We start from the raw sequence: 23,062 nt of genomic DNA on the forward strand, positions 1-23,062 counted from the left end.
AGAAATCATTTGCGACTAAATATTACCTGCGTCATATTACAGCCGTAATAACGGCCCGTTTGCGCAGGTAACCCGCCATGACCAGCATGCCCACCCTCGAACCTGTTGTGGTGAAGACCAAGCCGCCCCTGCTTAAACGCTTGCTGCTTCCCGGCGCCGGATTGCTCGCGTTGATCTTCGCCGGGGTCTACGCCGTGCATTGGTGGGGCGCCGGGCGTTTTCTCGAAGAAACCGACGATGCCTATATTGGTGGTGATGTCACGGTGATCGGGCCGAAAGTCGCCGGTTACATCGACGAAGTGCTGGTCAGCGACAATCAGCATGTGAAGGCCGGCGATGTGTTGATCCGCCTCGACGCCCGCGACTATCGCGCCAACCTCGCCAAAGCTGAAGGCGCCGTTGCCGCCGAAGAAGCGCTGCTGGCCAACCTCGACGCCACCGAACAACTGCAACAAGCGGTGATCGGCCAAGCCCGCGCCGGCATCGATGCCGCCGGTGCGGAAACCGCGCGCTCACGGGATGACAACGCACGCTACAAACGCTTGGTGACCACCAACGCCGTGTCCGTGGAAAGCGCACAACGTGCCGACGCCACCTTCAAAACTGCGCAAGCCCTCAGCGCCCGCGCGCAGGCCGAACTGCTGGCCGCGCAACGCCAACTGGCGGTGATCGACACCCAGAAACAACAGGCCCGCGCCGCCCTTCAACAAGCCCGCGCCGAACGTGATCTGGCGCAACTGAACCTCGGCTACACCGAACTGCGCGCACCGGTCGATGGGGTGATCGGCAACCGGCGCGCACGGGTTGGCGCCTACGCTCAGGCCGGTTCGCAACAGTTGTCGGTGGTACCGGCCAGCGGTTTGTGGGTCGACGCCAACTTCAAGGAAGACCAACTGGCGCGGATGAAACCCGGGCAGCGCGTTAGCATCCGTGCTGACGTGCTTTCCGGTCAGGAATTCCACGGTCGCCTCGACAGCCTCGCCCCCGCCACCGGCTCGCTATTCAGTGTGCTGCCGCCGGAAAACGCCACTGGCAACTTCACCAAAATCGTCCAGCGCGTGCCAGTGCGCATCCTCCTTGATCCAGCTGACGGCGTGCTCGGTCACTTGCGCCCGGGCCTGTCGGTAACAGCGGAAGTCGACACCCGCGTGCAACCGGAAACCAGCGCCGTGGCCGTCGCGCCATGAGCACCACCGTTGCCGCCCCAGCGCAACCGTTCAACGCGGCGGACATGGCGACCGCGACCAAGGTATTCGCCTTCGCGACCATGTGCATCGGCATGTTCATCGCGTTGCTCGACATCCAGATCGTCTCGGCGTCGCTGCGCGATATCGGCGGCGGACTGTCTGCCGGCACCGACGAAACCGCTTGGGTGCAGACCAGTTACCTGATCGCCGAAATCATCGTGATTCCGCTGTCCGGCTGGCTGTCGCGAGTGTTCTCCACGCGCTGGTTGTTCTGCGCTTCGGCGGTCGGTTTTACCTTGGCGAGCTTACTCTGCGGCATTGCCTGGAATATCCAGAGCATGATTGCCTTTCGCGCGCTGCAAGGTTTTCTCGGTGGTTCGATGATCCCGCTGGTGTTCACCACGGCGTTCTTTTTCTTCACCGGCAAACAACGGGTAATCGCCGCCGCGACCATCGGCGCGGTCGCGTCATTGGCGCCGACACTGGGGCCGGTGATCGGTGGCTGGATCACTGATATTTCCTCGTGGCACTGGTTGTTCTACATCAACCTGGTACCGGGGATTTTCGTTGCCGTAGCGGTGCCGATGCTGGTGAAAATCGACCAGCCGGAATTGTCCCTGCTCAAAGGCGCGGACTATCTGAGCATGGTGTTTCTTGCGCTGTTTCTCGGCTGCCTGGAATACACCCTCGAAGAAGGTCCGCGCTGGAACTGGTTCAGCGACCAGACCATTCTGACCACCGCGTGGATCAGTGGATTGGCAGGATTGGCGTTCATTGGCCGCACCTTGCATGTGGCCAATCCGATCGTTGATCTGCGCGCACTCAAGGATCGCAATTTTGCCCTCGGCTGCTTCTTCTCGTTCGTCACTGGCATCGGCCTGTTCGCGACGATTTACCTGACGCCGCTGTTCCTCGGCCGCGTACGCGGCTACAGCGCGCTGGACATTGGTCTGGCGGTTTTCTCCACCGGCGTGTTCCAGATCATGGCGATTCCGCTGTATGCCTTTCTGGCCAATCGCATGGACCTGCGCTGGATCATGATGATCGGTCTGGGTCTGTTCGCGATATCGATGTGGGAGTTCAGCCCGATCACCCACGACTGGGGCGCCGGCGAGTTGATGCTGCCGCAAGCGTTGCGCGGGATTGCCCAGCAACTGGCGGTGCCGCCAGCGGTGACGTTGACCTTGGGAGGGTTGGCACCGGCACGCCTCAAGCATGCGTCGGGGCTGTTCAATCTGATGCGCAATCTCGGCGGGGCGATTGGTATTGCGGCGTGCGCGACCATTCTCAATGACCGCACCAATCTGCACTTCACCCGGTTGGCCGAGCATCTGAACAGCAGCAATGAGGCGATGAATCAGTGGCTGGCGCAGGTCGGTGGCAACCTTGCAACGCTGGGCCAGAGCGGCGACGTCGGCGTCACCGCCAGCCTGCGCCAGTTGTGGCTGCTCACTTACCGTGAGGCGCAGACGCAGACCTACGGCGACACCTTTCTGATGATCGGGGCGTGCTTCGTCATCGCCACCGCGATGGTGCCCTTGATGCGCAAGGTGCAACCACCGGCAGCGCCGAGCGCGGATGGGCATTGATGCCTATTTTTGCAGACATCCACTTCCTCCTGTAGGAGTGAGCCTGCTCGCGATAGCGGTGTGTTAGCGAAGCAAATGTCGACTGACACATCGCCATCGCGAGCAGGCTCACTCCTACAGGGATTTGTGTGTGTTTACTCAGGCTTGTGGGATTTTGCGGAAACCTACGGCCAAACGATTCCAGCTGTTGATGGTGCTGATCGCCACGGTCAAATCGACCATTTCTTTCGGTGTGAACTGCGCGGCGACCACGTCGTAATCTTCGTCCGGGGCGTGGGTCAGGCTCAGTTGGGTCAGCGATTCAGTCCACAGCAGCGCGGCGCGTTCACGGTCGCTGAAGAACGGCGCTTCACGCCAAGCGGTGACCGCGAACAAACGGCGCGGGGTTTCGCCGCCCTTGATCGCATCAGTGGTGTGCATGTCGATGCAGAACGCGCAGCCATTGATCTGCGAAGCGCGCAGTTTGACCAGCTCGATCAGGGTCTTTTCCAGCGGCAGCTTCGAAACCGCAGTCTCCAGGGCGATCATCGCTTTCAGTGCGTCTGGCGATGCGGTGTAGAAATCGGTACGAGGTTTCATGGTAGCTCCGGGCAGCAAGTGAATGTGTGGCTACGTTAGTCCCCGCACCCGGTTCGGCAAATAGCCAATATTCCAGAAGATCAGGAGGCCACTTCGGTTTTCACGGCTGACCACTCGTCAGTCAATCGGCACCAAGGGTTCTGCGCGTCAGACCAATATCAGGTACATCCCATTTCTGGAGACGGATCATGATCACGCGCAAACTCACCTCGTTATTGCTCGCCGGCCTGCTGGCCACGGCATCGGCCGCCAGCTTCGCCGCCAATGATGGCGCTGACGCCACCGGCACCAAATCCGGTGGCCCGACCAGCACAACCACGCCGCCAGACAACACCCCGGGCGCGCCGTCGGGTGGTAGCGGTTCTTCGGGTATGGGATCCGGAACTGGCACCAATGGCGGGGCCAGCGGTTCCGGTTCCGGGGCTGGCGGCGGCACCGGTTCGGCGGGTGGCGGGACTGGCGGCGCGGGCGGTGGCACTGGCGGCTGAACGAACAAGAGCCATCCATGGTGAAAACCCTCGGTTGTATGGGTATTCACATAATCTTGGCTTAATGAAAATCCCTGTGGGAGCGAGCTTGCTCGCGAAGGCGTTAGATCGGTCAACATCTTCATCGCCTGACACTGCGCTTTCGCGAGCAAGCTCGCTCCCACAGGGTTGGTGTCAGCGTTTGAGTTAGCGGTCCGAGCGCATCAACTCGGCCAGACCGCTGTCCAGTGACAACACCGCTGCGCGATTGCGCCCGGCATTTTTCGCCTGATACAACGCCGCATCGGCGCGCTGGATAAACACTTCCAGGCTGTCATTGCCGCTCGGAATAAACGAGTAACAGCCCAGACTCACCGTCAGATACCCGGTCGGCGAGCCGCTGTGGGTGATGTGCTTGTCGATCACGCTGCGGCGGATCTGCCCGGCAATTGCCAGCGCACCGTTGATATCGGTGTCCGGCAGCAGCACTGCAAATTCCTCACCGCCGTAGCGCACCGCCAGATCAGACTTGCGCTGGCAGCAGGCCCTCAGCACCTGAGCAACCTGAGTCAGGCAATGATCCCCCGCCACATGCCCATAAGCATCGTTGTAGCGCTTGAAAAAATCGATATCGAGCATGATCAGGCTGACTGGACTGACCTGCCGCGCGCCACGGGCAAATTCGACCTCCAGCGAACGCTCGAACAAGCGTCGATTGGCCAACCCGGTCAGGCTATCGTGGGTCGCAATCTGCTCCAGCGTGCGCTGTGCCTTGCGCAGGTTTTTCTCGATCCGTTCGCCGTCGCGCACCTGATGAATGAACACCCAGCCAAACAGGCCGATGCCGAGAATCACCAAGGCGACGATCACACTCGACTGGAATGCGCGTGCGTACCAGCCCTCGAGAATCGTGTCGCGCGAGGTCGCCGCCGACACCACTAACGGATACGCCGACAAACGTCGATAACCGTACAAACGCACGACGCCATCGACCACCGAATCGATCATTGCAGTGCCGGCCGCCGCCTCAGGCAGCAACGTGCGATAAATCCGCCCTTGCGCCAGCGACGTTCCGATCAGGTTTTCATCAAACGGACGGCGGGCGAGCAACGTGCCGTCGCTCAGGCCGAGAAACATGATGCCTTGGTCATCGAGACTGAAACTTTCGAAGAAGCGATCAAAGTACGACATCTTGATCCCGGCCAGCAGCACACCCTGGAAATTGCCGGCGTGATCATTGATGCGCTTGGAGATCGGGATGATCCACTCACCGTTCTCGCGGCTGCGAATCGCCGGGCCGATGTGCGCCAGCGTCGAGGCGTTCTGCTGGTGAAACTTGAAGTACTCGCGATCGGCCACGCCATGACCACGGGGCAGATCGGCGAACGAGGTAATCACCCACTGGCCCTGCGTGTCGAAGAGAAACATGCCGTGCAACTGATCAAGTTGCTGCACGCGCCGGGCGAAGGTTTTCTGCAGCCGTGGTCTTTGCGCTGCGCCGTAACCGTCGTCCTGAATCCAGTCAACCAGGCTGGTTATCACCAGGTCCGCCGCCAGAAAGGTGTCCTCGGCCTGCTGCGCCATGGCCCGGGTCAGGTTGCTCGACGCCACTTTCGCCACCGCCAGATCCTGCCGTCGCGACTGCTCCAGTTGCAGGTACAGCAAACCGGACAGACACAACCCCACCGCAACGATAAACAGCACCGCCGCTTTGCGCAGCGGCAGGCGTTTAAGGGTGCCTCCGGGGGCCTGATGCGGATCGTGAATAGGGATAGGCAAAAGCAAGTCCTGGGCAGGTACGACAAGGGCGCCAGCGGGGAAGCCCTTATGTTTGTGAGCGTAGCCCACCGGAATCTACGGGGCAAACGCCCCGGTCCCGCCCAGGTATATCGGCGCACAACGAGTTTGGATGATCGCTGTTCGCCGATTTATTTTCGATTGCCTCTTTAGGGTTAGTCAGTTGTGAAGGGCCAGGCGCCGCATCGCACTGTGCAAGTGGGCCTGCGCACTTTGCGCATCGCCCTCGCGCATCTGCTCATAGGCCAGTTGCGCGATGGCGTGGGGTACCGGTTTCAGCTCGCGTTGCGTGGCCATCGCAAGCAGTTGCACGTGGGCGGCGCGCTCCAGGTAATAGAGGTCGTCCCAGGCTTCGGCGATGGTCGGCGCGGCGACGATCACGCCGTGGTTTTTCAGGAACAGAATGTCGGCGTCGCCCATGACCCCGGCGATACGGTCGCCTTCGGACGCGTCCAACGCCAGGCCGTTGTAGTCCTCGTCCACCGCCGTGCGCCCGTAGAACTTCAGCGCGGTCTGCCCCAGCCACAACAGCGGCGACCCTTGCAGCAGGCACAACGCCGTGGCGTGAGGCATGTGGGTGTGGAACGCGACTTTCACTCGCGGCAGTTGTTTGTGCAGGCGCGCGTGGATATAGGATGCCGTGGCTTCCGGATGGCCTTCGCCTTCAACCACATTGCCGTCGAAGTCGCAAACCAGCAGATTCTGCGCGGTGACTTCGGCGAAGGCGTAGCCATAGGGATTGACCAGAAACAGATCATCATGCCCCGGCAGCATCGCCGAAAAATGATTGCAGATGCCCTCCTCCAACCCATGCAGCGCGGCCAGTTGAAAGCACGCTGCGAGTTCGTTGCGCGCGGTGATGATCGCTTCGGTGTCGAGGTTCAGCGCTGTCGGGCGTGCGGCCGGCGCACTGGCAGTCAGGGTGTGAGCCATGACGATTCTCCGTTACCAACCAAGGGATTTGAACAGCGGCAACACTTGACCGAGGCGGTTGAGGATCGCGTCGGGGCGATAGTCCGCCAGCAACTGGCGGCCGGTGCCGCGATCGATCCACACGCAGCGAAAGCCCATGTCCCGCGCCGCCGTGTGGTCGAGCATCGGGCTGGCGCAGATGTGCACCACATCTGCGCGGCTGACGCCCAACTGCTCATGAGCGTAGTCGAACAGCCGTGGTGCCGGTTTGTAGGCGCCGGCCTGTTGCGCGGTGATCACCCGGTCGATGTGGCCGCCGAGTTGCGCGACGTTGCCGGCAATGATGTCGTCGTCGGTGTTGGAGACGATGCACAGTTTGAAACCCATGGCTTTCAATTCACGCAGGGTCTCGATCACCTCGGCAAACGGCGGCATTTTCGGGATCGCGGCGGCCAGACGCTGGCTGTCTTCGGGCAGGCTGGGCAAGCCCAATTCTTCCAGGGCCAATTGCAGGCCGAGGGTGCTTAGCTCGCGGAACGAACGGTGCGGTGGGGTCTGTTCGAGGCGATGTTCATGGCGGTCATAGACGTCAATCAGGTGCCCGACGTCGACCTGATGCTCGCCCTTCTCGCTGAGGATTTCGCCGACCACAGCTTTCAGGCCTTCGTCCCATTGAATCAACGTGCCGTAGCAATCGAAGGTCAGCCACTGCGGGCGCGGAGTGTGGATGAGTGTCATTGGTCGAATCCTCCGTCGTGAGGACTTCAGCTTATGAGCACCCGGTGATAGTGTGAAATTAAATAAATAGCCAATCGTCAGTTGAAAAAACACTATCGAGAGCATCGCCATGCTGGACCTGGAATTGCTGAAAACCTTTGTCTGCGTGGTCGACGAAGGCAGCTTCACCCGCGCCGCCGAGCGCGTGCACCGCACCCAATCGACGGTCAGCCAGCAGGTGCGCAAACTCGAGGAGTTGGTCGGCCATGCCCTGCTGCTGCGCGACCGTACCGGGCTGAATGTCGCCGTCACCGAGCACGGCGAATTGTTGATTCACTACGCGCGCCGTTTGCTCGCGCTGTCCGCCGAAGCCACTGAAGCCTTGGCCAGCGACCTCGACCTGGAAATCCTCCGTATCGGCATGCCGGAAGACTTCGACGCGCGGCGCATGGCGCTGATTCTCGCCGGCTTCACCCGCAGCCATCCGCAAGCGCGGCTGGAAACCCTCAGCGGCATGAGCCTCGATCTGCGCCAGCGCCTCGATGCCGGCGACATCGACATCGCCCTGATCAAACGCGAACCCGACAGCGGCCCGGCGTGGGCGACCTGGCCGGAACGACTGGTGTGGGTCAAAGGTGCGGAGTTTGATTCTTCCACTGACGTGTTGCCGTTGGCGTTGTTTCCGCAAGGCTGCCTGTATCGGCAGCGCGCCATTCGTTTGCTCGATGTTGCTCAGCGACCTTGGCGGGTGGCGTTCGGCAGCCACAGCCTGACCGGGATTCAAGCGGCAGTGGCGTCGGGGTTGGGGGTGTCGGTGCTGCCAGTGTCGGCGGTGTTGCCTGAGCATCAGGTGTGTATGGATTTGCCGGAACTGGCGCCGACGGAATTGGCGTTGGTTAGCCGTGAGGGGGTTTTGAGCGGGTTGCAGCGCGGTCTGGTGGAGTTTTTGCGTGGGGAGTTGGGCGTGGATGCGGGGGGATTTGCCTGAAATCCCCCTTGGTTCTGTTATCGGGGTGTGTTGATTTCCCGCAGCAGATCCGCGACGGGTATGTTCATGGTGTTGGAGTAGTAGGGTTTGTAGCCGTAGGCGGTGACGACGACTTTGCAGGGGATTTGTTGTTTGTTGGATAGGAGCTGGTTTAGTTCTGACGCTGACAAGTCTCGCTGCGAACCCCCACCGTTTGAAAGTTCACTCATGAATGTACGGGTCAAGTAGGAGAACCCCATTTTACTGCTGACGTCTTTTTCGGGTTGTATTACACCAAATGCAGTAAATCGCATAAATTTCTTAATAGAAAAATCTTGGTCATCCGACAAAGCGCACTCGAGCATGCCTGAAGCCATACCCACCCTTTCTCCTCGATCAAAAAGATTAAGGACATCGACATCCGAGTGATACCGAATGACATACAAAAGCGAACTATCATCCCTCTCAACAGAACGGAAGACCAAGTTCGCAGGTGGTTTTATATGATCTTTAGCACACCCGGAACAAATACATAGAAATACGCAAAGTAAAAACTTATTCACCCGGAAACTCCTTCATGATGGATTCAAACAAGAAGTCGCTCGCCGATTTCCTGCCTGCTATGGGCGCATTGAATAGCCCGAATGCATTGGCATGGTTCGTATCAACACTGACATTCACCGAGGGACCGCATGAAACAAGCCATTTCTCGCCAAAGTCAGCCACCCCATCTGACGGGTCTCTCTGAGTGGGTGCAGCCTTGATATTTATCCAGTCATTGGTAATTGGCTCAGGTCGCTCGCGATAAATATCCGACCCCAGCCAAACCAAAGCCCCCTCTCCTACCGGATCAAGAGTGATCAGCATCTGAACCCGGTAGCCCCATTCCGACATGATTTTTGTCAGATGAGCGCCATTCCATCCACCGAGGCTATGTCCGACGATATAAACAGGACAACTCTTGTAAGGAATAAGGCTCAAGACATGACGCTGAATATCCTGTTTACCTCTGACCTCGTTGTAGCCCAACCAATCTGACTTATATCTACCCTGCTCTTGCAACTTTCGGGTGCGGTCATCAAATGTCACCCATGCCTCTCGGATATTTTTATACGGTCCGGAAAAGTAATAACTCTCTTTGTCGCCAGCCCCACCAACAAATAGAACAATCGCCTTGGTACTCTCCACCGGCACAGGCTTGTCACTGACATCCTTCTTGTCCGTCAGCGCATGTTCCTTGTGCAGCTTGTAATTGTTGCCCTTCGCGCACGTTACCGTTTCAGCAGCCATGCCTCACTCCTCCAAAAACAACTTGATGGTTTCAGGCAGATGCGAGCTGACTTGGTGAGTAAATCCGTTCGCGTCAGACACCCCATGTTCCAGACGCCCGTCAGCGCGCTGAATAACGTAAGGATGATCAGGCATGGGCTCGCCGGTCACGTCATTGACCAGTTTCAACCTGTCAGTGAAATGCACCGGCATCGGCAGCAAACCACTGAAGGGAGCCGACGTCACCGTGTCACCGATGATGACCGTGCCTGAACCGCCGATGACGACGTTGCCGTGCCCACCGGTGCTGTCCAGTGTCGCGGCGTTCAAACCGTTGATGAACACCGTCGACGCAACAGCGCCGGTAATCGGGCTGCCGCAGGCGGATTTGTCAGTCATCCGCGCAGCCGCCAAGCCGTCGAAATTCACATTCGGGGAGCCACTGACAATGGGATTGGTGCCATGTCCCGGCAATGGGCAGGCGGTTGGATCGGTGACGCGGGCGGCGGGTTTTCCGCTCATGAACAGCTCCTTGCGATGTTACGTGGTCATCCTTTCGGGGGCGCAAGCATGCGGGAGTTCGCCGGGTACTTCAAACCTTCAGACCAAAAAAGGCGCCCGATCGGGCGCCTTTTTGATACGTGGAAACCGCTCAGGTTAGCGCGACGGCGGCACCCGGATATCCCCCGCGCGGCATTGGGTTTTCACGCCCTTGCCACAGGCGCCGAACTGCAAATCCTTGCCCATGCACACGCGCACTTCCGACAACTCCGGGCCGCTGCAAATGACCGCGATGCCATCGGCCGGAATCCCCGGGTTGGCCTTGCGGAACAGGTCGGCAATTTCCTGGGCTTCGAAGTAATAGGAACTGCTGAACGGTTGCAGCTCATCGGGGATTTTCACCGCCGCCACGGCTTTGTCCGCTTCATCCAGATAGCCCATTGCGCCGAGGCCGCTGCAGGTGCCGTGCTTGGACCATTCGTGGTCGAGCAGTTTTTTGGTCGGGAACAGCATCAGGCCCTGGCTGGTTTGCGCCGCGTTCAGCGTGGTCAGCGGTGGGCAGGATTCCGGCCAGCCACCCTTGGCGTATTGCGGCCACAAACCGTGCAGCACGAAGCCATAGCCCTTGCCCGTGCACTGCGAGTCATCTTTATGCGTAAGGCAAAAGGTCGGCGACCAGGACAACGCCAGCAGGTAGTAATCGAACACCCCCGCCACCGATTCCGCCTGCGCTTTGCTCGACTGCGATTGGCGCGCCGAACTCAAACCGATGCTACCGACCGTCAGCGCAATCACTGCCAAAATTGTAAACAGCTTTTTCATCTACCCGCTCCTTGGGACGCCTGCGTCCGTGGTTTTCGATCCTGACCAGACTTGGCCAGCGCTGATTTCGACACGCTTGTGTTGCAAGCGCATGACGCAAGGCAACACCGTACGCCGTTGAAAGGTCTACGATTATCAGGCAGACATCAAACCAAGGGATCCGAAATGAGTAAAGCAGACGAACTCGCCGCCAAACTCAAGCAAACCCGGCACACGCATGCGGATGCCGCGCTGGAGATCGATTGCTGGCCGAAGCAGGTAGACAGCCTGTTCCACCGTATCGAAGAGTGGCTGAAACCGGTGATCGAAGTCGGCCTGAAGATTCGCCGCAATCCGACCCACGTTTGCGAAACCTCACCCGATGGTGAATCCCACGATTACGCCATCGACCAACTGGTGATCGAAGCCAATCATCAAACCCTGACATTCGATCCCATTGCGCGGTTTACCGAGGATGGCGCCGGACGCGTGCAAATCATCCCGTCAGCCACGGACACCTATCTGCTGCGTACCGTGGATGAGCATGGTGAAAGCCATTGGTGGGTGCAGTCGATTGAAACAGGCCAGCAACTGGATGCCATCGCGCTGACCGAAAACAATCTTTTGCTCGCGGTGCAGGAAGGCCTCGGCCTCTAGCCGCGATTACTGCCGCCGCGCCGAGCAAAACTCGACGATCACCTGCGATAGCGCATCGATCATCTGCGGCTCAACGTGAGGCGCGACAAACAAGCGGAACTGCGCATCCGGTAACACCGGCAAGCCCTGTTCCGCGCCGAGCGCCGTCAACCCCTGCCCCAACTGACTCGCCGGCACCGGCGCCACGGCAAATCCGGACAATGCCGCCGCGCGCAACCCGGCGGTGCTCGAACACAGCATCGCGGTACGCTGAGCAATGCCCGCCTGAGCCAAACGCGTCAGCGCCGCCTCACGATACGGACACGGCTCAGGAAACAGCGCCAGCGGCAATGGCGTCGGCAGTTGAATCACGGGTTGTGCGGCCCACGCCCACACCAGCGGTTCTTGCCAAAGTAAACGCCCCGATGCGCCGGTTTCGCACTGCGAGCCGATGACCATCTCCAGATCGCCCTGCTGCATCTGGCCCAGCAGCGTTCCCGGAATATTCACCTGCACATCGAGCTCCATGCCTGGATGCTGCGCCGCGCAATCCTGCAACGCGCGCAACAAACGCGCCTCGACAAAATCCTCGGACAGGCCAATCCGCATCCGCCCCTGAAACGGTGTGCCCGTGAGCTGCGCCCAGGCATCGCGATTCAACGCCAGAATCGTCCGCGCATAGGCGATCAGGCGTTCGCCATCAGCGGTGAGTTGCTGAGAACGAGTGGTGCGCTTGAGCAGCGGTTTGCCGACTTGTTCTTCGAGTCGGCGCAGATGACCGCTGACCGCCGACTGGGTCAGATGCAGTTTTTCCGCCGCACGACTGAAGCCGTCCTCATCGACAACGGTGACAAAGGTCTTGAGCAACAGGGCGTCAAACATAGTGAGATACGTGATCAATGACCGATTTATTCACGATTTATAGTTTGAAGCGCGCTATGTTGCAATGCCTCGCATTCCCCCCGACTGCCGAGGCTTATCGTGACCACCCTTCTGCACATTGAATGCTCACCGCGCAAACAACGCTCCGCGTCACTGCAAGTGGCCCGCAGCTTTATCGATCGCTATCTGCAGCATCATCCGCAGACACACGTCGAAACCCTCGACCTGTGGGGCATGCCACTGCCGGAGTTCGGCGAAGAGGCGATGAACGCCAAGTACGCAGGACTCAACGGAATAGCGCGAACACCAGCCCAACAAACGGTCTGGGAAGAACTCGAGGCACTCGCCGCCCACCTGCACCGTGCCGACATTCTGGTGATGTCAGTACCGCTGTGGAATTACAGCATTCCTTACAAACTCAAGCACTACATCGACCTGGTGTCACAGAAGGACATCCTCTTCAGCTTCGACCCGCAGCTTGGCCCGCAAGGGTTGCTGCACGGAAAAACCGCTGTGGTTGCCTATGCCCGCGGCCTGGATTTTTCTGCGCAATCGACCACGCCCGCCGGGCGGTTCGACTTTCAGAAACCCTACATGCAAGCGTGGCTCGAATTTGTCGGGATCACTGATGTGCACGCGCTGATCGTCGAAAAGACCATTCTCGGGGAAGACCTCGACCGCAACTCGCGGCTGCTGGCCTCACAACAGGCGCGGGATCTGGCAGATCGCCTGGTGCGAGCTGGGTGACACCGACGAAAGCGTTTCACTACACTGGGCCACCTTCCTTGTCGGAAACCCGATCTCAATGACAATTCTAAAAAGCACGATGATCCTTTGCGGTGCGCTCACATTCGCCTCCGCCGTTCAAGCGCAGGAAAACACGTCGCACCTCGACAGCATCCAGCAACAAGGCCAGTTGCGCGTGTGCACCACCGGCGACTATAAGCCCTACACCTTCAAACGCCCCGACGGCGACTTCGAAGGCATCGACATCGCCATGGCCCGTTCGCTGGCCGACAGCCTCGGGGTCAAAGTGCAATGGGTGCAAACCACCTGGAAAACCCTGATGCCGGACATGCAGGCCGGCAAGTGCGACATCGGCATGGGCGGCATCTCGGTGACGCTCGAACGGCAGAAAAAAGCCTACTTCAGCAACACCCTCGACACCGACGGCAAGATCCCGCTGGTGCGCTGCGCTGATGTCAGCAAGTACCAGACGGTCGAACAGATCAACCAGCCCAACGTGCGCCTGGTCGAACCCGCCGGCGGCACCAACGAAGCCTTCGTCCACGCCTTCCTGCCCAAAGCGCAACTGGCCCTGCACGACAACGTGACGATCTTCCAGCAACTGCTCGACAACCAGGCCGACGTGATGATCACCGACGCCTCGGAAGCGCTGTATCAGCAGAAACTCAAACCGGGCTTGTGCGCGGTGAATCCGCATCAGTACATGCAATATGGCGAAAAGGCTTACTTGCTGCCGCGCGATGACATCAGCTGGAAACTGTATGTCGATCAGTGGCTGCACTTGAGCAAAGTCACCGGCAAATATCAGCAAACCCTGAGCGAGTGGATTGCCGTACCTGCCGCGCAGTAATCCTCAATCGTCATGCAACATCCCGGAGCTGTACTGATTGAGACTGCTGCCGATACTGTTGCCACCAAACTTCAACGTATTGGCGTTGCGCCCCTCCGGCGACTGACAGTCGCTGGAGAAACAACTGGTGGTGGTCAAGCCACCCGCGCCCGAACAGGCACTCAACACCGACACAGCAACAATCAACAGCACTTTGACGACATTGGCGCTCATGGCACGATTCCCCTCGGGATGAACAGCGACGATCTTGTGCCAACATCCTAGGCCTGCACCGCACGCGGCAAGATGAAACTTTGCTGATCGACAGCGCCGGTTCAGAATCGCTACCCGCCGACAAGGACATCCCCATGCAATTCCTGCCCCTCACCGACGCCAGTCCCGCCATCCAGGCCCACGTGCGCACCCTGCGCAACCAGCCGGACGTGCGCAAATTCATGTACACCTCGCATGAAATCAGCGAAGCGGAACATGCCAACTGGCTGGACTCGTTGCAGGGCAACCCACGCCAGCAAGTGTTTGTGGTGATCAGGGATGAGCAGGCCGTCGGGGTTGTTTCGTTGAATGCGATCAACGTTTTGCACAAGAGCGCGGATTGGGCGTTTTATCTGGACGTCGGGTTGCAGGGTAAGGGCCTGGGCAGTGTGGTCGAGTTCTGGATGCTCGATTACGCGTTTGGCGTGGCGGGGCTGGAAAAGCTGAATTGCGAAGTGTTGGCGATGAATGCGGCAGTGGTGAAGATGCACCAGAAGTTCGGGTTTGAGATTGAAGGTGTTCGGCGGCAGAACGTGGTGAAGGATGGGGTTCGGGTCGATGTGGTGTTGTTGGGGATTACCAACGCTGAATGGCGCAACAAACGTCCAACGCTGGTCCCCGTTATCGAGCGGATCAGTGCGAGCTGAAAGCGATCATCTCTTCTGCCACGCACTTGTCGGGATCTGCGCCAGCGATTTGAAAGCGGGCTTGGCGAACCAGTACCCCTGCATCAAATAGATGCCGCAGTCGGCGAGAAAATCTCGTTCCTCGGCAACTTCTATGCCCTCGGCGATCACCTCCACGCCCAACTCGGTACACATGTTCACCACGTTACGCACAATGGTCTGGCGAACTCGGTCACGGTGAATATCGCGGATCAGCGCCATATCCAGCTTGATCAGATCCGGCTGGAAATCCGCCAATAAGTTAAGGCCGGAATAGCCTGCGCCAAAGTCGTCGATCGCCGTCTTGAAACCAAACTCACGATACTCGCGCAAGATATTCATCAAATGCTTGTTGCTCTCAACGTGCTCGCCCTCCACCGCCTCGAAGATCAGCCGCTCCAGTGGGAAGCCGTGAGCACGCGCCGCTTCCAGCGTGCTGCGAATGCACATTTCCGGACGGTAAACGGCATTCGGCAAAAAGTTGATCGACAAGAACTGCGTCATCCCTAACTCAGCCGCCGTGGAAATCGCCCGTACTCGACACAGTTGATCAAATCGGTAACGGTTTTGATCGTCGACCTGCTCCAGCACTGACAAGGCGCCCTCGCCTTTCAGGCCGCGAACCAAGGCCTCATGGGCAAAAATCGTTTGATCACGCACATCCACAATGGGCTGAAAAGCGAAGGCGAAATCCATGTCCGGCACGCTTTTGTCCTTACAGCCCTCGCAGCCTCCGCGTGACGTGAATGATTCTGGAAATTCGGTCATGACACCCCCTGATAACGGGTTGTAACCTTCCCTGACTATAGGTAAAAAACTGCTGTTGAACCGAGTCACCTGCTCACCACGCCCCAACGCTAGCCCTGCGACGCTTGAATATTCGAAATCGCTGCAGATTCATCGTTCCAAAAATCAAGTGCGAAAATGCGCCGTCATTCGCTGCAAGTCCTGCCCCAGTGACGCCAACTCAACCGTCGCAGCTGCACTCTCTTCACTGGCAACCGCCGACTGGTCAGCCACATCCCGTACGCTGACGATGCTGCGATTGATTTCGTCGGCCACGGCACTTTGCTGCTCGGCAGCGGCCGAGATCTGCAGGCTCATCTCCTGGATCGTACCAATGGACTGATTGATCTCGGTAATCGCCAACTCGGCCTTCTGCGCCAACACCACCGTATCGAGGGTGCGCTCGCGGCTGGAGGCCATCAGGGTCGAGGCCGCTTGCGCGCCTTGTTGCAGGGTGACGATCAGCGCTTCGATTTCCTTGGTCGAGTCCTGCGTGCGTTGAGCCAGCGAGCGCACCTCGTCTGCCACCACAGCGAAACCACGCCCCTGCTCTCCCGCCCGTGCGGCTTCGATAGCGGCATTCAACGCGAGCAGATTGGTCTGCTCGGCGACGGCTTTGATGACATCGATCACTTTGCCGATCTGCTCGCTGTCCTGAGACAGCACGTTCATCGCGCCGCCCAGCTCTTCGATGGCCACAGCGAGTTCACTGATCTGCAACGTCGCCTGCTTAACCACCGTACTGCCGTGGCGAGCCTGTTGATCGACCAACGTCGCGGCGGCGGACGCATCGGTGGTGTTACGCGCAACTTCCTGCACCGTCGAAGCCATTTCGTGCATCGCCGTGGCGACTTGATCCACTTCGCTTTTTTGCTGACGCACACCGGCACTGGTCTGCTCGCTCATGGCCGAGAGCTTTTGCGCAGAAGTGGAAATATGCGTGACTCCGTTGCCGATACCTTGCACCAGCGTGTTCAGGTTCTGCGCCATTTCCTGCATCGCATTTTGCAGATCGCCCAACTCGTCTTTGCGGTTTGATTTGGCCTGTACCGTCAGGTCGCCCTTGGCAATACGTCGAGCCAGTTCAACCGTCAGCGCCAGTGGCGAAGTGATCTGGCGCGAGATGACCAGCGAAGCAAACAGCCCGATCACCAGCGCCAACACGGTCAATACGGAGATCTGAACAAAGGCTGAGTGTTGATCCTCACGCGCCAGGCGCTGCTGGGTGTCCATCAGGCCATTCATGATCTTGTCCATCGCCTTGCTTTCCTGGTCGACCTGCTCGCGCATGTTCTGCTTCTGCTCAAACAGCCCGGCCACTTCCACCAATACTTCGCGATAACGACGCATGCCGGCATGCGCTTCTTCCAGTTGACTCGACAGGGTCGCCGGCAGGCTGGTACGCGCCTTGGTGATATCACTCAAGAAGGTATCGATGGTTTCCATCATCAGGTTTTTGTTCGCCTCGTTAGGCACCGCAATGTAACGACGCAACATCAGGCGAAACGTGGTCATGCCATTGCGCAAATCGGCCACCGTGCGCAGATCCCGAACGCGTTCGCCATCGGCAGACGCCAGCGCACTGGTCGTGGTGCCTTCAAGCATGCCGGCAAAAGTTTGCGCGTACTTGTCCGACAGCGCACTCAAGGGCTTCAGAGCATCGGTGGTCGACTTATCGGCAGCGATCAACCGCTTGACCTTCTGGTCGTAGGCGACAATCGTCGTTTGCAAGGCCTTCAAGGCTTGCTGGTTTTCAGCGCGAGTCAACGTTTCCAGGGCCTTGCTGACAAGGCCCTGCAAGACATTCAACTGAGCGTTATAGGCGTCGGCGAACGCTGCATCAGCGGCGGCTTCGTACTGTTTCTCGGAAAGACGCATCTCTTGCGTAGCGTCATTCAGCGTGCCGATCAGACGCGTCGTACTCAAGCGATCAACCAGCACGCTGTTGCTGTTATAGCCAATGAAGGCAACCGCCAAAACAGCCAGCAGAAGAATGCCGAAGCCGGTTCCCAGCTTGCGGGAAACTTTGATGTCACCCAGGAAATTCGATGCAACTGCCATATTCAGCCTCAACGCCCTGACGCGAAACGCCAGGCACAAAAAATTGATCTCCGGTAACCACAGTCACCGTCCAGACATTCGGGGGTCGTCATCCAAGGCGTAATACGGGACGCTCCAGCTGTCCCGAAAATGCAAAATGCAGATGCTGTCGAAGCGTCGAGAAGAAACCCGACGCGAGCATCGGCAGACAAACCCATCACGTCGCAAACAGAGGGTCTGCACGCTGGATTTATCGTTTCAGCAAAGGTGTCTGGAGGGATGCTAGTAATTTTGCGAAAACTTGTACAACTTTATATTTTTGTACAATCGTTGAACTTTTACAGCTGCGTGATGACGCATTGCCATCACGCTTTATGGCACATCGCTACTGATGTAAAACGGGGCTGAAAATGCTGATCCAGATGCCTGTCCGCTCAGTCCTTTGCCGGCTTGGGAATCGCAATCCGGCTCCCAGTCTTGACCTCGCGCAATGCCAGGCTGGACTGGATCGACGCAATCCCCACCTGACGCCGGAGCACCTGCTCGATAAAGTCGCTGTAGCTATCAAGATCCTCCGCCAACACCTGCAACACATAATCGGCATCGCCGGTGATCTTGTGGCAGGCCACCACCTGCGGCAATTGCGCAATCACCGCCTCGAAAGCGTCCGGTGCATGGTCGGCATGGGTGGAAAAACGAATGTGCACGAACGCCATGATATCCAGCCCGAGCATTCGCCGATCAAGGTTGGCCTGATAGCCCTTGATCACTCCCGCCTCCTCCATGCGCTTGCGTCGCCGCCAGCACGGCGTAAGGCTCAGCGACAGCCGCTCGCTGAGTTCAGCGTTGGAAATACTCGCGTCTTCCTGCAACAACTCAAGAATCGCCAGATCGGTCTCGTCGAGGCTGATGCGTTTGGATATTTTTTTCTGCATGACGCCATTCCTGAGTAAAAACGCCCGAATAATCGACTGAATCCCGAACACAAAGCAAAGAAAGCGCAGCCTAGCCGGAACAGAATATTTGCACTGGCTAACAATAACGGATGCGCAGAATGTTTACAGTTTTCAGTGATTCCCACCGGTTGCACCACGGCACCGAATTGAAAGACGGCGTGCTCAAGCCGTCGTTCGAACAACCGAGTCGCGCCGACACCGTGCACAACCGAGTCAAACAGGTCGGCCTCGGGCAGATCGTCGAACCGCGCGCGTTTGATCGCTCGTGCTACGTCAACGCGCACAGCGAGCGCTACGTCAGTTTTCTCGAAAGTGCCTGGAGCGAATGGTGCGCAACCGGTCGCACGCACGACGCCTTGCCGCTGGTGTGGCCGGTGCGCGATCTGGCCGGCGAAGAGGTGCCGACGTTCATCGACGGCAAGCTCGGCTTCTATGCCATGGATGCCGGTTCGCCGATCACCGCGACGACCTGGCAAGCGGTGAAAACCAGCGCCGATATTGCCCTCACCGGCCTGGCCCTGCTCGATGAAGGCCACGACAGCGCCTTCGCCCTGTGCCGCCCGCCCGGCCATCACGCCGCACGCGAATACATGGGCGGTTATTGCTACCTCAACAACGCCGCCATTGCCGCGCAACAAGCCATCACTCAGGGAGCCAAACGTGTCGCGGTGCTGGATGTCGACTTCCACCACGGCAACGGTACGCAGAACATTTTTTACCAGCGCAGCGACGTCATGTTCGTCTCGTTGCACGGCGAACCGGCGGTGTCCTATCCGTACTTCTCGGGTTACAGCCACGAAGTCGGCGCGGGCGTCGGCGAGGGTTACAACCTCAACTATCCCCTGCCGAAAAACACCACCTGGGAGAGCTATCGCAACGCCCTGGTCCACGCCTGCAAAAAACTCCAGCAATTCGCCCCTGAAGTGCTGGTGATTTCCCTCGGTGTCGACACGTTCAAGGACGACCCCATCAGCCACTTCCTGCTGGAAAGCGATGACTTCATCGGCATCGGCGAACTGATCGCCAGCGTCGGCTGCCCGACCCTGTTCGTCATGGAGGGTGGCTACATGGTCGATGAGATCGGCATCAATGCAGTCAACGTGCTGCACGGTTTCGAGAGCAAACGCAGCTGAGCCAGCCCGCGCTCTACAACCTTTCAATGACTGGATCGGAGAATAAGACCATGACGCTTTTTATTGATGTCGATGATGCTGCACGCCTGTTCACCCAAGTCGGCATCCGCCGCGCCATTCGTGAGATGGCCGGCTACATCGAAGCGGACTACGCACGCTGGGCGCAGTTTGATAAATCGCCGCGCACGGCCAATCACTCGGCAGACGGCGTGATCGAGTTGATGCCCACCGACGACGGCCAGCAGTACTCATTCAAATACGTGAATGGCCACCCGAACAACGGCCAGCAGAACTTGCTGACGGTCATGGCCTTCGGTCTTCTGGCGGATGTGCAGAGTGGCTATCCGACCCTGCTCAGCGAACTGACCTTGACCACCGCCGTGCGCACCGCAGCAACCTCGGCACTGGTCGCGAAGTCGCTGGCTCGCCCGGATTCGACCTCGATGGCCCTGATCGGCAACGGTGCGCAAAGTGAGTTTCAGGCACTGGCTTTCCATGAAATGTTGGGCATCACTGAAATCCGCATCTTCGATATTGATCGCGAAGCGTCCCTCAAACTGAAGCGCAACCTCGCCGCGTTCCCGGACATCGAAGTGATTCTGGCCAGCTCGGTGAAGGACGCGGTCAAGGGCGCGGACATCGTCACCACGGTCACCGCCGACAAAGCCTACGCAACCATTCTGACGCCGGAGATGATCGAGCCCGGCATGCACATCAATGCGGTCGGCGGTGACTGCCCGGGTAAAACCGAACTGCACGCCGACATCCTGCGCAACGCCCGGGTCATCGTCGAATTCGAACCGCAAACGCGCATTGAAGGCGACATTCAGCAACTGGAAACCGATTCCCCGGTGATCGAGTTTTTCCGCATTGTGCTGGGCGAAGTCGACGGACGCGAAAACGATGCACAGGTGACGGTGTTCGATTCGGTGGGTTTTGCCCTGGAAGACTTTTCCTCACTGCGTTACCTCAACGACCTGGCGCAGGCACAGCAAATCGGCCAGCGCATCCACTTGGTGCCGACGCCGGCCAACATCAAAAACCTCTTTCAACTGCTCGATACGCAACCGGCCAAAACCTCGCGTCTGCGCACCGTCAGTTGATCGCTAACCGCCGCCCCCAAGCCACAGGGGGCGACTCACCTCGTGATCAGCCGCTGCACCTCTAACAAGAACGCTCGACACCTACTTTCTGCCAAAACTCAAAAACATAAAATCAAGAGGTTTTGCAATGAAATCGAACCCTTCCGGGCTGCTCGAACAGCCCGCGCTGCAGCGCACGCTCAGCAATCGTCACATCCAATTAATGGCCATGGGCGGCGCCATCGGTACCGGCCTGTTTATGGGCTCCGGCAAGATCATCGCCCTCTCCGGGACGTCGATCATCCTCATCTACATGATCATCGGCCTGTTCGTGTTTTTCGTCATGCGCGCCATGGGCGAAATGCTCCTGTCCAACCTCAACTTCAAAACCTTCGCCGACTTCGCCGGCGCCTACCTCGGCCCGCGCGCGGCATTCTTCCTCGGCTGGTCGTACTGGCTGAGCTGGAGCGTGGCGGTGATCGGCGACGCCGTCGTGGTCGGCGGATTCTTCCAGTACTGGTTCCCCGACGTACCGGCGTGGATACCCGCCGTCGGCATGCTGGCGACCCTGTTCGCCCTCAACGTGCTGACCGTCAGGCTATTCGGTGAAGTGGAATTCTGGTTCGCGATCATCAAAATCATTGCCGTCGTGACTCTGATCGGCGTCAGCACCGTGCTGATTGCCAGCTCGTTCGTCTCGCCCAGTGGCGTCACCGCGTCCCTGAGTCACCTGGTGGACAAACAGGCAGCGTTCCCCAACGGCTTGTTCGGCTTCTTCGCCGGATTTCAAATGGCGATCTTCTCCTTCGCCGGCACCGAGCTGATCGGCACCGCCGCCGCTGAAACCCGCTCGCCAGAGAAGACCCTGCCCAAAGCAATCAACTCGATTCCGCTGCGGATCATCCTGTTCTACGTCCTCGCGCTGACCTGCATTATTGCCGTGACCTCGTGGCAGCAGGTTTCCCCCGTCAAAAGCCCCTTTGTCGAATTGTTCCTCGTCGCCGGGTTTCCCGCAGCGGCCGGCATCGTCAACTTCGTAGTCCTGACCTCAGCGGCCTCCTCGGCCAATAGCGGCGTGTTCTCCTCGAGCCGCATGCTGTTCGGACTGGCCAATCAAGACAACGCCCCCGGCCTATTCCGCCGACTGTCGAGCAACAGCGTGCCGCTGCTGAGCCTGGCGTTCACCACGCTGTTGATGCTGGTCGGCGTGCTGGTGCTGTTCATCGTGCCGGAAGTCATGACCGCATTCACCATCGTCTCCACCGTGTCGGCGATTCTGGTGATCTTCACCTGGTCGACCATCCTCGCGTCTTACATCGCCTACCGGAAAAAACGCCCGGATCTGCATGCGAAGTCGGCTTACAAGATGCCCGGCGGCGTGCCGATGGCTTGGTTTTCGTTGGCGTTTTTGGGCTTTGTGCTGGGGCTGCTGGCGTTGAGGCCTGATACGCGGATTGCGCTGATGGTCATGCCGGGGTGGTTTGTCTGGCTGGGGATTGCTTACCAGTTGACGCGGTTGAGGAAGCCGAAATCTGCGGTTGAGTCGGCGGGGCAGTTTGGCTAGATCTGCGAGTGAAAGCCGTCACTTGAAAGTGACGGCTTTTTTGTTATCCGTGAAAAAGCATTTCACCTGCCCATGGCGGGAAAGGCTTTACGCCTTCACCTCAACGTTATCCAACGCCTGATTCACCGCCAGCTCACCCAACATCACCACCTGCGCAATGCCCAGCGCGGTTTTGCGGTGTGAGGGTTCGAGTGCGGCGGCGAAGTTGTTGAGCATTTCCGAGGCTGAACTCAGCGTTTCACTGGCATTGGCCAGCAGGGATTCCGAGTCGTACTTTGGATTGGCGAGGTACATGCGCTCGGGTTCGTTGACGCTGGCCATGATGTGGCCGGCGGGAAGGAGGTAGTGATCGAGCGCGCGCTCGGCGGCTTCGTGGAGTTTTTTGGAGTTGAGGGATTCGTAGGGGGATGCGGGATCGGTTTCTGGTGGGTTGGGCGTTACTTTGAACATAGATGGAACTCCAGCACTTACAAAATGGGAGCCATCCACTCTCGCTACCAAACGAAGGGTGGTGACCATACACAGGTTGGTAGACCGGAGCACTGGAACCGGCGCTTCCGAAGAAGCCCTGAGCATGGCCACCATAATCCAGGCGCAAAAATGCGACTGCATGGGGTGACGCAATGCATCAGTGCTGCGGGTCTACCAAACCCGATCACTGGTTTTCAGTGACACAGGAACGA

Annotated in this window: 25 protein-coding genes; 11 read left to right on the forward strand and 14 right to left on the reverse strand. The window is 58.8% G+C overall.

Annotated elements, in window-relative coordinates; all coding sequences use genetic code 11:
* Positions 1-77: 77 nt before the first annotated feature.
* On the forward strand, positions 78-1,187 hold the full coding sequence (locus PspR84_RS19315; protein ID WP_160058768.1) for an HlyD family secretion protein: 1,110 nt from the start codon (positions 78-80) through the stop codon (positions 1,185-1,187).
* A complete protein-coding gene (locus PspR84_RS19320) occupies positions 1,184-2,776 on the forward strand; it encodes a DHA2 family efflux MFS transporter permease subunit (RefSeq protein WP_160058769.1) in 1,593 nt (530 codons plus the stop codon). Before PspR84_RS19315 ends, PspR84_RS19320 begins: the two co-directional genes overlap by 4 nt.
* Positions 2,777-2,914: 138 nt before the next feature.
* Here PspR84_RS19320 and PspR84_RS19325 read toward each other — a convergent pair whose 3' ends face one another.
* Entirely contained in the window at positions 2,915-3,355 is a 441-nt protein-coding gene (locus PspR84_RS19325; RefSeq protein ID WP_160058770.1) for a carboxymuconolactone decarboxylase family protein, read from the reverse strand.
* Positions 3,356-3,543: 188 nt separating this feature from the next.
* On the opposite strand from PspR84_RS19325, the gene PspR84_RS19330 reads away from it, so the two are divergent.
* Positions 3,544-3,843, forward strand: coding sequence for a hypothetical protein (locus PspR84_RS19330; protein WP_077573787.1), 300 nt, complete (start codon positions 3,544-3,546; stop codon positions 3,841-3,843).
* A gap of 186 nt (positions 3,844-4,029) precedes the next feature.
* Here the strand turns inward: PspR84_RS19330 and PspR84_RS19335 are convergent, their stop codons facing one another.
* From PspR84_RS19335 to PspR84_RS19345, 3 genes are all read right to left on the reverse strand, one after another.
* Positions 4,030-5,601 (reverse strand): diguanylate cyclase, encoded by a 1,572-nt coding sequence (locus tag PspR84_RS19335; protein WP_160058771.1) that lies wholly within the window; start codon positions 5,599-5,601, stop codon positions 4,030-4,032.
* A 177-nt stretch (positions 5,602-5,778) separates the two neighbouring features.
* Complete coding sequence (locus tag PspR84_RS19340; RefSeq protein ID WP_160058772.1) at positions 5,779-6,552, reverse strand: aldolase; 774 nt, start codon at positions 6,550-6,552, stop codon at positions 5,779-5,781.
* A 12-nt stretch (positions 6,553-6,564) separates the two neighbouring features.
* Positions 6,565-7,269 (reverse strand): haloacid dehalogenase type II, encoded by a 705-nt coding sequence (locus PspR84_RS19345; protein WP_160058773.1) that lies wholly within the window; start codon positions 7,267-7,269, stop codon positions 6,565-6,567.
* Positions 7,270-7,378: 109 nt separating this feature from the next.
* On the opposite strand from PspR84_RS19345, the gene PspR84_RS19350 reads away from it, so the two are divergent.
* The gene (locus PspR84_RS19350) at positions 7,379-8,236 is read left to right on the forward strand and encodes a LysR substrate-binding domain-containing protein (protein WP_160058774.1); all 858 of its coding nucleotides are present in this window, start codon (positions 7,379-7,381) and stop codon (positions 8,234-8,236) included.
* A 17-nt stretch (positions 8,237-8,253) separates the two neighbouring features.
* On the opposite strand, the gene PspR84_RS19355 is transcribed toward PspR84_RS19350, so the two are convergent.
* The 4 genes from PspR84_RS19355 to PspR84_RS19370 all read right to left on the reverse strand — a co-directional run bounded on the left by PspR84_RS19355 (position 8,254) and on the right by PspR84_RS19370 (position 10,807).
* The gene (locus PspR84_RS19355) at positions 8,254-8,778 is read right to left on the reverse strand and encodes a hypothetical protein (protein WP_160058775.1); all 525 of its coding nucleotides are present in this window, start codon (positions 8,776-8,778) and stop codon (positions 8,254-8,256) included.
* Positions 8,771-9,505, reverse strand: a complete 735-nt coding sequence (locus PspR84_RS19360; protein ID WP_160058776.1) for an alpha/beta hydrolase — start codon at positions 9,503-9,505, stop codon at positions 8,771-8,773. The genes PspR84_RS19355 and PspR84_RS19360 overlap by 8 nt, the downstream gene beginning before the upstream one ends.
* A gap of 3 nt (positions 9,506-9,508) precedes the next feature.
* Positions 9,509-10,006 (reverse strand): PAAR domain-containing protein, encoded by a 498-nt coding sequence (locus PspR84_RS19365; protein ID WP_150811783.1) that lies wholly within the window; start codon positions 10,004-10,006, stop codon positions 9,509-9,511.
* 135 nt (positions 10,007-10,141) lie between these two features.
* On the reverse strand, positions 10,142-10,807 hold the full coding sequence (locus PspR84_RS19370) for a ribonuclease T2 (protein ID WP_160058777.1): 666 nt from the start codon (positions 10,805-10,807) through the stop codon (positions 10,142-10,144).
* Positions 10,808-10,972: 165 nt separating this feature from the next.
* Between PspR84_RS19370 and PspR84_RS19375 the strand changes: the two genes are divergently transcribed.
* On the forward strand, positions 10,973-11,443 hold the full coding sequence (locus tag PspR84_RS19375) for a hypothetical protein (protein ID WP_160058778.1): 471 nt from the start codon (positions 10,973-10,975) through the stop codon (positions 11,441-11,443).
* Between the two features lie 6 nt (positions 11,444-11,449).
* Here PspR84_RS19375 and PspR84_RS19380 read toward each other — a convergent pair whose 3' ends face one another.
* Positions 11,450-12,304 (reverse strand): LysR family transcriptional regulator, encoded by an 855-nt coding sequence (locus PspR84_RS19380; RefSeq protein ID WP_160058779.1) that lies wholly within the window; start codon positions 12,302-12,304, stop codon positions 11,450-11,452.
* A gap of 99 nt (positions 12,305-12,403) precedes the next feature.
* On the opposite strand from PspR84_RS19380, the gene PspR84_RS19385 reads away from it, so the two are divergent.
* On the forward strand, positions 12,404-13,051 hold the full coding sequence (locus tag PspR84_RS19385; RefSeq protein WP_160058780.1) for an NAD(P)H-dependent oxidoreductase: 648 nt from the start codon (positions 12,404-12,406) through the stop codon (positions 13,049-13,051).
* 58 nt (positions 13,052-13,109) lie between these two features.
* A complete protein-coding gene (locus PspR84_RS19390) occupies positions 13,110-13,901 on the forward strand; it encodes a transporter substrate-binding domain-containing protein (RefSeq protein WP_160058781.1) in 792 nt (263 codons plus the stop codon).
* Positions 13,902-13,904: 3 nt separating this feature from the next.
* Here PspR84_RS19390 and PspR84_RS19395 read toward each other — a convergent pair whose 3' ends face one another.
* A complete protein-coding gene (locus PspR84_RS19395; protein ID WP_160058782.1) occupies positions 13,905-14,114 on the reverse strand; it encodes a hypothetical protein in 210 nt (69 codons plus the stop codon).
* A gap of 134 nt (positions 14,115-14,248) precedes the next feature.
* On the opposite strand from PspR84_RS19395, the gene pseH reads away from it, so the two are divergent.
* Positions 14,249-14,800 (forward strand): UDP-4-amino-4,6-dideoxy-N-acetyl-beta-L-altrosamine N-acetyltransferase, encoded by a 552-nt coding sequence (pseH, locus tag PspR84_RS19400; protein WP_160058783.1) that lies wholly within the window; start codon positions 14,249-14,251, stop codon positions 14,798-14,800.
* A 6-nt stretch (positions 14,801-14,806) separates the two neighbouring features.
* Here pseH and PspR84_RS19405 read toward each other — a convergent pair whose 3' ends face one another.
* From PspR84_RS19405 to PspR84_RS19415, 3 genes are all read right to left on the reverse strand, one after another.
* Positions 14,807-15,586 carry an EAL domain-containing protein gene (locus tag PspR84_RS19405; RefSeq protein ID WP_160058784.1) on the reverse strand — a complete coding sequence of 260 codons (780 nt, stop codon included), beginning with the start codon at positions 15,584-15,586 and terminating at the stop codon, positions 14,807-14,809.
* A gap of 144 nt (positions 15,587-15,730) precedes the next feature.
* Positions 15,731-17,665, reverse strand: coding sequence for a methyl-accepting chemotaxis protein (locus tag PspR84_RS19410; protein ID WP_160058785.1), 1,935 nt, complete (start codon positions 17,663-17,665; stop codon positions 15,731-15,733).
* A gap of 413 nt (positions 17,666-18,078) precedes the next feature.
* Positions 18,079-18,579: an Lrp/AsnC family transcriptional regulator gene (locus tag PspR84_RS19415; RefSeq protein ID WP_103306326.1), complete on the reverse strand. Its 501-nt coding sequence runs from the start codon at positions 18,577-18,579 to the stop codon at positions 18,079-18,081.
* 119 nt (positions 18,580-18,698) lie between these two features.
* Between PspR84_RS19415 and PspR84_RS19420 the strand changes: the two genes are divergently transcribed.
* The 3 genes from PspR84_RS19420 to PspR84_RS19430 all read left to right on the forward strand — a co-directional run bounded on the left by PspR84_RS19420 (position 18,699) and on the right by PspR84_RS19430 (position 22,379).
* The gene (locus PspR84_RS19420; protein ID WP_160058786.1) at positions 18,699-19,733 is read left to right on the forward strand and encodes a histone deacetylase family protein; all 1,035 of its coding nucleotides are present in this window, start codon (positions 18,699-18,701) and stop codon (positions 19,731-19,733) included.
* Positions 19,734-19,783: 50 nt separating this feature from the next.
* Complete coding sequence (locus tag PspR84_RS19425; RefSeq protein ID WP_160058787.1) at positions 19,784-20,836, forward strand: ornithine cyclodeaminase; 1,053 nt, start codon at positions 19,784-19,786, stop codon at positions 20,834-20,836.
* 127 nt (positions 20,837-20,963) lie between these two features.
* Complete coding sequence (locus PspR84_RS19430; RefSeq protein ID WP_077573797.1) at positions 20,964-22,379, forward strand: amino acid permease; 1,416 nt, start codon at positions 20,964-20,966, stop codon at positions 22,377-22,379.
* Between the two features lie 87 nt (positions 22,380-22,466).
* Here PspR84_RS19430 and PspR84_RS19435 read toward each other — a convergent pair whose 3' ends face one another.
* On the reverse strand, positions 22,467-22,829 hold the full coding sequence (locus PspR84_RS19435; protein ID WP_122608670.1) for a DUF6124 family protein: 363 nt from the start codon (positions 22,827-22,829) through the stop codon (positions 22,467-22,469).
* Between the last annotated feature and the right edge of the window lie 233 nt (positions 22,830-23,062).

This window comes from Pseudomonas sp. R84, from assembly GCF_009834515.1.
Classification (GTDB): domain Bacteria; phylum Pseudomonadota; class Gammaproteobacteria; order Pseudomonadales; family Pseudomonadaceae; genus Aquipseudomonas.